A 7,987-nucleotide genomic window follows, 5' to 3' on the forward strand; every position below is an offset into this window, starting at 1 on the left:
TCCAACGACTACTACTCTAAAGGGGACTTATTTATGACAACATCAATTATTGGTTTTCCTCGGATCGGCGAAAACCGTGAACTCAAATATGCTACAGAGAAATATTGGAAGGACGAGATCAGTGCCGAACAGTTACAAGAAACTGCCAAAGAATTGCGTTTGAAGCACTGGAACTTGGTCAAAGATGCCGGGATCGACGAAATACCCAGTAATGACTTTTCTTTCTTTGACAACACTTTGGATACAGCTTGCTTATTCAATATCATCCCTGAAGATGTTAAAGAACTAGGGCTTTCCGAACTGGATCAATATTTTGCTCTCGCACGTGGTTACCATGGACCAAAAGGTGACTTCAAAGCCTTGCCAATGAAGAAATGGTACAACACCAACTACCATTATTTGGTACCTCAATTTTTCAAAGATACGAAGATTGAATTGAATGCTCACAAGATCATCGACGGATTTTTGGAAGCAAAGGACGCTAGAATTACTACTAGACCAGTTATCGTTGGTCCTTTCACGTTGTTGAGCATCAGTGAATTTCATGATACTAAAGCTGATTTACTTTACGATCAATTGGTCGACACTTATAAGGTCTTGTTCGACCAACTGGAACAAGCTGGAGCTGAATGGATCCAACTGGACGAGCCTGAACTGGTCAAAGATGTGACTGGTGACAAGTATCAACTTTTCAAGAAGATCTATAAGGAACTATTGAAGGATCATCCTAAAATCAAAATTTTACTGCAGACTTATTTTGGCGATGTCCGTGATGTTTACGAAGATTTAATCAACTTGCCGGTACAGGCTATCGGCTTAGGCTTTCACGAAGGTCGTAAAACCGCTGAATTAGTTAAGTCACATTTCCCTGATGACAAGATTTTATTTGCTGGCGTGGTCAATGGAAAAAATATTTGGCGTAACCATTACGAGCAAACGATTAACTTGTTAAAATCATTGCAAGTCAAGAATTTGGTCATCTCGACGTCTTGCTCGCTACTGCATGTACCTTACACCGTCAAAAATGAACTTTTTGCTCCCGAGATCAAAAATCACTTTGCTTTTGCCGAAGAGAAATTGACTGAACTAACTGAATTACAGGCAATTCTTGATGGTGCTGGTTCAGAAGCCTTACGACGCAATCAAGCTCTATTTGCTAAACCTCGAGTTCAAGAAAATCCCGCTGTAAAACAACGTGTTGAGGCTTTAAATGAAGACTCATTCGTTCGTCATCCTGATTTGGAAGAACGAGCTAAGATTCAAAAGGCTGAATTCGACTTACCACTATTACCAACTACGACTATTGGCTCATTCCCACAAACGCGTGAAGTCAGACGAACTCGGGCTCAATTTAGAAAGCACGAGATCACTCAAGAACAATACGACGACTTCATTGCTAGTCACATTGACGAATGGCTCAAGTGGCAAGAAGATATCGGGCTCGACGTCTTAGTCCACGGTGAATTCGAAAGAAACGACATGGTCGAATATTTCGGTCAAAATCTCGATGGTTATTTGTTCAGCAAAAACGGTTGGGTCCAATCATACGGCACTAGAGGCGTTAAACCGCCAATCATCTGGGGCGACGTGGCCCGTAACCAACCGATCACCGTCAAATGGTCGACCTACGCTCAAAGCCAGACTGACAAGATCGTCAAAGGTATGTTGACTGGACCAGTGACGATCCTGAATTGGTCCTTCCCACGTGAAGATATTTCTCAACGTGAATCGACCATTCAAATCGCCCTAGCAATCCAAGACGAAGTTCTCGACTTGGAGAAAAACGGCATCAAAATCATCCAGATCGACGAAGCTGCATTGCGAGAAAAACTGCCATTGCGTAAGTCCGACTGGTACTCCGAATATCTGGACTGGGCAATTCCCGCTTTCCGCTTAGTTCATAGTCAAGTTCAACCCGAAACACAGATCCATACCCACATGTGCTATAGCGAATTTACTGATATTATTCCTGCTATCCAAAATATGGATGCTGACGTTATTTCCTTTGAAGCTTCACGTTCCAACTTAGAGATCCTCGATGCTCTGCAACAGGAGCATTTCAAGCTCCAAGTTGGACCAGGAGTTTATGACATTCATTCACCACGTATCCCTTCAGTCGAAGAGATCAAAAACACTATCCACAAGATCTTGCAGAAAGTCCCTGAACAAAAGGTTTGGATCAATCCCGACTGTGGTTTGAAGACTCGTGGTGTCGAAGAAGCTAAAGCTAGTGTGGAGAATTTAACGAAGGCTGCTCAAGAAGTACGTGAGGAAGCCAAGGAGAAACTGTAATATGGCAAAGAAGAATACTGGACCTCGCTTGTCATTTGAAGTCTTTCCACCAAATTCACAAGGTGGGGTCGACAAACTAACTGATACATTAGATGAATTGAAGAACCTTGATCCAAGCTTTATCAGCGTCACTTGTAGCAACCATAAACTAAATTACGAAAAAACTACCATTGATCTCGCCAAATATGTCCACGACAAATTAAAATGTTCGACGATGGTCCATATGCCAGCCGCTTACGTCACCAAAAAACAAGTCAGCCGGATCTTGGACCAGTTAGAAGCGATGAACATCAACCAAGTCCTAGCTTTACGAGGTGACATCATCGACGGATACGTTCCGGAAAAAGATTTCCGCTATGCCAGCGACCTGACGCGCTTTATCAAACAAGAAAAACCCAACTTCCAAGTTTCTGGCGCTTGTTATCCTGAAGTCCATCCTGACTCCGATAATCGGATCGATGATATCAAACATCTTAAAGCTAAGGTCGATGCTGGTTGTGGCCAATTGATCTCACAACTTTTCTATGATAATGAACAGTTTTATCATTTCCAAGAAGAGTGTGCGATTGCTGACATCAACGTACCGATTTTGGCTGGGATCATGCCGATCATCAATCGTAAGCAAGCTCTACACGTGATCGAGAATTGCTCAGCTCATCTTCCAAAAAAATTTGTGGCCATTCTCGAAAAATACCAAGATAATCCAGTTGCTTTAAAATAAGCCGGCATGGCATACGCAATCGATCAAATCGTTGACTTGGTCACTAACGACGTCGACGGCATCCATCTTTACACGATGAATAAATCCGACACCGCTCGACACATTTACGACAATACGATTTCCCTTTTCGCTCAACCGACCGATAATTTAACACGTTCCTAAAAGCCTGAAAATTTTGATTCAGGCTTTTTTGCTGCTGTTTGGTCCTACACAGATTTCACAAAGTAAATTATAATAATGATAATCTATGGAGGAAGCCTTATTGCTATGAATCAATCACAACCAATCAAAGATTTATCGATCAATGTCGTCAATATCATCTGGAGTTTCGATCCAGAAAGTGAAAAAGTCCTCGTCTTATTAGTCCAAAGTTCTCTGGAGCCTAATATCGGTCGCTGGGGACTGCCCGCAACTAGACTCCGCAGTGACGAAAGTGCTGATGATGCCTCACTGCGCTTGATCCGTGAAAAAATCGGTCTCGACTTACCAAATTTTTACACCGAACAACTAGCCACCTTTAGCAACATCAATCGGTCGAACAAAGGCCGCAATATTGCCTTGACGTACATGACATACCTGCCGTCCGCTCCCAAATTGACGGCTGGTTACGGAGCCAAACAGGCTGAATGGTTTTCAGTCGGTCATCTTAAACAGCAATACACTTTAAATTACGGAAATTTGACCTTCAAGACTCTCGAAGATGAAATTTCTGAAGATGAATTTTATCAACAACTTCCTCAAGCTGATCAAGAAGAAAATTTGATCTCAGATTACTCCTTGATCCTGCGTCAAGCATTCAGACGTATCACTAATCGACTCGACTATTTACCCACCATCCTACTAATTCTCGGTCAAAATTTTACACTCAAACAAGCTCGGATCGTCTATGCTGCTTTCTTAAAAGAATCTGTTGCAAATATCGATAATTCCAATTTTAGAAAGACCCACGTCCACTTGTTTCAAGAGGTTGGCGTCAGACACGGCAAGAGTGGTCGGCCGGCAAAACTTTATCGCTTGAAATGATTGCTTGACCCCTAACATGACTCGTGGTAGTCTTGTTTTAATCTATTAAAGGTAAATTTTACCTTTAATAGAAATAATTGATTTTCTTTATAAATTTTGGAGGTATTATCTTGGAAACAACACAGCAAAATAGTGGTATCAAGCTGTTGATGGTCATTGGTACTGCTTGGCTTTTTGATGCTGCTGATGTGGCATTATTGTCGTTTATCATGCCCCTGATCAAAGGTGAATGGCGCTTGACCGATGGCCAAGTTGGTCTAGTTAGTTCGATCACGACGGTCGGTATGATGATCGGTGCGGTCCTTTTTGGTTATCTGGCGGACCGTTTTGGCAAAAAGAACATTATCATCGTTACCCTGCTGATTTTCTCAATCAGTAATTTGGCTCTGGCCTTTACGCAGGACGTCTCGCAATTCCTGTTAGTCCGTTTCGTTACTGGTATCGGTCTTGGTGGTGAATTACCAGTTGCAACAACTATCATCGCTGACGCTTTTACTGGTCACAAACGCTCACGGATGCTAATCTTAGTCGATAGTTTTTGGGCAATCGGTTGGATCTTTGCGTCACTTTTAGCTTTCTTATTCATGCCCCACTTCGGTTGGCGTCCAACTGTAATCGTTACTTCATTGATGGCTGTTTATACATTAGTTATCCGTCGTCATTTACCAGATGAGACTAATGTCAAAAACGAAAAGCTCAATGTTAAATATGCTTTCACACAAATTTGGTCAAAAGAATTTTGGCGGACGACACTTTGCTTAAGTATCATGTGGTTCGTGATCATGTTCGTTTATTACGGATTATTCTTATGGCTACCAAGTGTTTTGATCAAACGTGGATTCTCAGTCGTTCATAGTTTCGGCTATACGTTATTGATGAGTTTTGCTCAATTGCCAGGCTACTTCTTAGCAGCTTATTTGATGGGTAAAATCAGTCGTAAAACAGTTATGGCGATTTACCTAGTAGGTACTATGATCGGTGCCTTCCTCTTTGGAACAGCTCAAACAACTTGGTTAGTAATTGCCAGTGCAGCCATGCTGTCATTCTTCACCCTAGGTGCATGGGGAATCATGATTGCTCTGACACCAACCCAATATCCAATGGAACTTCGTGGTATGGGTATCGGCTTTACGCAATCAATCGGAAGAATCGGTGCCACAATCGGACCTTACCTGATCGGTATGTCATTAGGTTTAGGAATCTCCATCACCACCATCTTCTTCTACTTCATCGTTGCTTTAGTAATCGGCCTGATCGTCTTAGCCTTCGGATTAGTCGACAAAGACCAAGTATAAAAAAATGTGTTAAGTTCATTGTGTGAACTTAACACATTTTTGCTTTTAAGGGTAAACTTCCTCATGATCTCCAGGGCCCTTAACTCCACCATCATCATATGATACCCATGCTTCTCCATACTCAGATATAAAACTCCACGGCCTAGTACCACGTGAAGGTGTCAATTCGTCAATGGTACTGCCACCAAAACTCTGAGCGTCACTAAACCCATTCAACAATTGTTGCTTAGCCTGTTCAAGAGTTAATGGAGGATATTCACTATCATCATCGGTATCGGTCGTATCCGTATCGCTACTATCATAATCAGTATCATCGGAATCGTAGTCTGAATCGGATTCATCCGTGTCATAATCAGTATCGTCCGTATCGCTTGTATCAGAAGTATCTGAATCGTCAGTATCTGACGTATCAGAATCATCTTTATCAGATTGGGTCCCTAGGGTACCTTTCGTAAAGTTAGCTGCTGCCAAGCGGTTATCTTTATTCAAGTAGATAAACTCACTACCACTACCGACAAGCGATTGTTCAGCGACTCCTTCAAACAACTGATGAATCTTCTTAGTTTGGCCAGGCTTAACCACAAGAGTACCTGATTTTACAGATTGAAACTTCGTTTGCGGAGAAGTATAGACAATAAATTTACTCTTATCAAACTTGACCACTTTTTTAGTTTTATTAGTGACCTTCATTGAAAGCACATAGACAGGATCAGCAAAATTATCTGCGGTCTCATCTTCTGCTTCAGTAAATTTGAATTTCATATTGCGCTTGTCTTTTTTGCTTAATTCGTCATAAAAAACCTTTTTGACCTTAGTCACCGACTGTTTCGATATTGATCCGCCGTGGACAGTCTTGCCAGCTTGATTTGAGCTACAGCCGGCGATGACTAATAGAAAAAAGGCTAAAAATGGTATAAATATCCCCTTTTTCACTAGTAATCCCCCCTAATTAAATGCAACTTAAATTATACTCTACTTTTAATATCGTTCTATAATTTGATTAATTTTTTAAAAAAATAGGCCTGTAATTGACTCCTCTATCGATGTCAATTACAGGCCTAACAATTGTATTCAATTTAGTAAACGTGATGCTATTCTTTAGCTAGTTCAGCGACAATATCTGGCTCAATTGCCTTAGGATTGGTCGTTGGTGCATAGCGGTCGACCATTTGGCCATCGCGTCCTAACAAGAATTTAGTGAAGTTCCACTTGATCCGACCATGGCCGGCAGTATCCTTCAAGTAAGTGAAGAGTGGATCTTCGTCCTTACCATTGATGACTACTTTTTGTGTCATTGGGAAAGTCACTCCATAGTGCATTTGGCAGTATTCGCTAGTTTCTTCGTCACTGCCTAATTCTTGATGGAACTGATTGGAAGGTAAACCGAGCACTTCCAGTCCTTGGTCATGATACTTCTTATACAACTTCTCAATTGTTTCTAGTTGAGGTGCCAAGCCGCATTTACTTGCGGTATTGACGATCAATAAAACTTTACCTTTATAATCAGCAAAGTCGATCGTTTGACCACTCATTTCCTTTTCGGAAAAATCATAGATTGACGTCATAAAAATATCCACCTTCCTGTAATAATTTTTTTAATTTAACGGGTGACTTCTTTACGATAAAAGAAGACCCACTGAGCGATGAAAATAACGGCTAGGAATATCAATAATGCCCAATAATTAAAGTCCTTTGTCATTACTTTGAGAATTACTAGTCCATAGTAGATAACACCTAAGACGCATAATTCATAAACGAATGCTCTGATTGTGGTTCTTAATGATTTTGCCATTTTCTCTCCCTCATTAGAGTAATTATACCCTTATTATAATAATTGAAAACTAGATACAAAAAAATCCTCGCCTAAGCGGGGATCTTCTCAGTAAAACTATTCAATTAGTTGAAGGAAACACCATTGCTGAATTTTACCCATTCATCAGTTGATACACAGTAATAAGTGTTACCTTGTGCATCTGTAGCTGACTTATCAGTGAACCAAGCAGAATTTCCTGCAAGGCCACGGCTTGAACGGCTGCCATTAGCGCTGAATAGAGCATAAACGAATCCAGTAGGTCCAGCTAAATTAACTGAATGACTGCCAGAAAGGTTAGTAATGTTGCTCAATGCTGAAACAACACCATTCTTAGCAAATGAGACATTACTTGCGTTTACCCATTCGTGAGTAGAAACACGGTATTGAACTTGGCCAGTCTTGCTGTTTGTACGGAACTTGTCAGTTTGCCATGCAGTATTTGCGGCAAGTGAACGAGTAGTAATTTCATTATTATCGTTTTGTAGACTAGCAAGTGATCCACCAACAGTTACCACACCACTTTGGGCAGTTTCAGTCCAAACAGCTTCGTCAGTTGATTGGTTTTCTTCTGTGTCAGTATCGGTATCAGTATTTGTATCAGTATCTGATTGATCTGAATCTTTTGATGTGTCTGTATCTGATCCTGTTGATGAGCCATTGTCTTTATTGTCATCTACATCTTGACTGCCATCTGCATTTGTATCTTTATTCTCATCTGAACCCTCTGATGTATCTTTGTCATTATTATCATTTGATTCTTTGTTAGCTTCTGATTCCTTATGTGCTTGCGAGTCCTTTGATGCTTGGGATGCTGCTGATGCATTATGTTCCTGTGATGCAGCT

7 protein-coding genes and 1 pseudogene are annotated in these 7,987 nt (G+C 41.0%); 4 read left to right on the forward strand and 4 right to left on the reverse strand.

What is annotated here, in order from left to right; translation table 11 throughout:
* Positions 1 to 33 precede the first annotated feature (33 nt).
* The 4 genes and pseudogenes from metE to FC27_RS08315 all read left to right on the forward strand — a co-directional run bounded on the left by metE (position 34) and on the right by FC27_RS08315 (position 5,331).
* On the forward strand, positions 34 to 2,292 hold the full coding sequence (gene metE, locus FC27_RS08300) for a 5-methyltetrahydropteroyltriglutamate--homocysteine S-methyltransferase (RefSeq protein WP_010625075.1): 2,259 nt from the start codon (positions 34 to 36) through the stop codon (positions 2,290 to 2,292).
* Between the two features lies 1 nt (position 2,293).
* Positions 2,294 to 3,175: pseudogene (metF, locus tag FC27_RS08305) on the forward strand (methylenetetrahydrofolate reductase [NAD(P)H]).
* Positions 3,176 to 3,280: 105 nt separating this feature from the next.
* Positions 3,281 to 4,036, forward strand: a complete 756-nt coding sequence (locus tag FC27_RS08310) for an NrtR DNA-binding winged helix domain-containing protein (protein WP_010625077.1) — start codon at positions 3,281 to 3,283, stop codon at positions 4,034 to 4,036.
* Between the two features lie 110 nt (positions 4,037 to 4,146).
* Positions 4,147 to 5,331, forward strand: a complete 1,185-nt coding sequence (locus tag FC27_RS08315; RefSeq protein WP_010625078.1) for an MFS transporter — start codon at positions 4,147 to 4,149, stop codon at positions 5,329 to 5,331.
* 45 nt (positions 5,332 to 5,376) lie between these two features.
* Here FC27_RS08315 and FC27_RS08320 read toward each other — a convergent pair whose 3' ends face one another.
* The 4 genes from FC27_RS08320 to FC27_RS11880 all read right to left on the reverse strand — a co-directional run.
* Positions 5,377 to 6,264 carry a hypothetical protein gene (locus FC27_RS08320; protein WP_010625079.1) on the reverse strand — a complete coding sequence of 296 codons (888 nt, stop codon included), beginning with the start codon at positions 6,262 to 6,264 and terminating at the stop codon, positions 5,377 to 5,379.
* Between the two features lie 158 nt (positions 6,265 to 6,422).
* On the reverse strand, positions 6,423 to 6,896 hold the full coding sequence (locus FC27_RS08325) for a glutathione peroxidase (protein WP_010625080.1): 474 nt from the start codon (positions 6,894 to 6,896) through the stop codon (positions 6,423 to 6,425).
* 35 nt (positions 6,897 to 6,931) lie between these two features.
* On the reverse strand, positions 6,932 to 7,123 hold the full coding sequence (locus FC27_RS08330) for a hypothetical protein (protein ID WP_010625081.1): 192 nt from the start codon (positions 7,121 to 7,123) through the stop codon (positions 6,932 to 6,934).
* A gap of 104 nt (positions 7,124 to 7,227) precedes the next feature.
* On the reverse strand, positions 7,228 to 7,987 hold a 760-nt coding region (locus tag FC27_RS11880; RefSeq protein WP_162253186.1), incomplete at its 5' end, for a hypothetical protein.

It is taken from the genome of Companilactobacillus versmoldensis DSM 14857 = KCTC 3814, from assembly GCF_001434295.1.
Lineage (GTDB): Bacteria > Bacillota > Bacilli > Lactobacillales > Lactobacillaceae > Companilactobacillus > Companilactobacillus versmoldensis.

Bases quoted from the DNA above. Each gene is read 5' to 3' on its own strand.
- metE (WP_010625075.1), top strand. From the start codon at position 34: ATGACAACATCAATTATTGGTTTTCCTCGGATCGGCGAAAACCGTGAA.
- FC27_RS08310 (WP_010625077.1), top strand. From the start codon at position 3,281: ATGAATCAATCACAACCAATCAAAGATTTATCGATCAATGTCGTCAAT.
- FC27_RS08325 (WP_010625080.1), bottom strand. From the start codon at position 6,896: ATGACGTCAATCTATGATTTTTCCGAAAAGGAAATGAGTGGTCAAACG.
- FC27_RS08330 (WP_010625081.1), bottom strand. From the start codon at position 7,123: ATGGCAAAATCATTAAGAACCACAATCAGAGCATTCGTTTATGAATTA.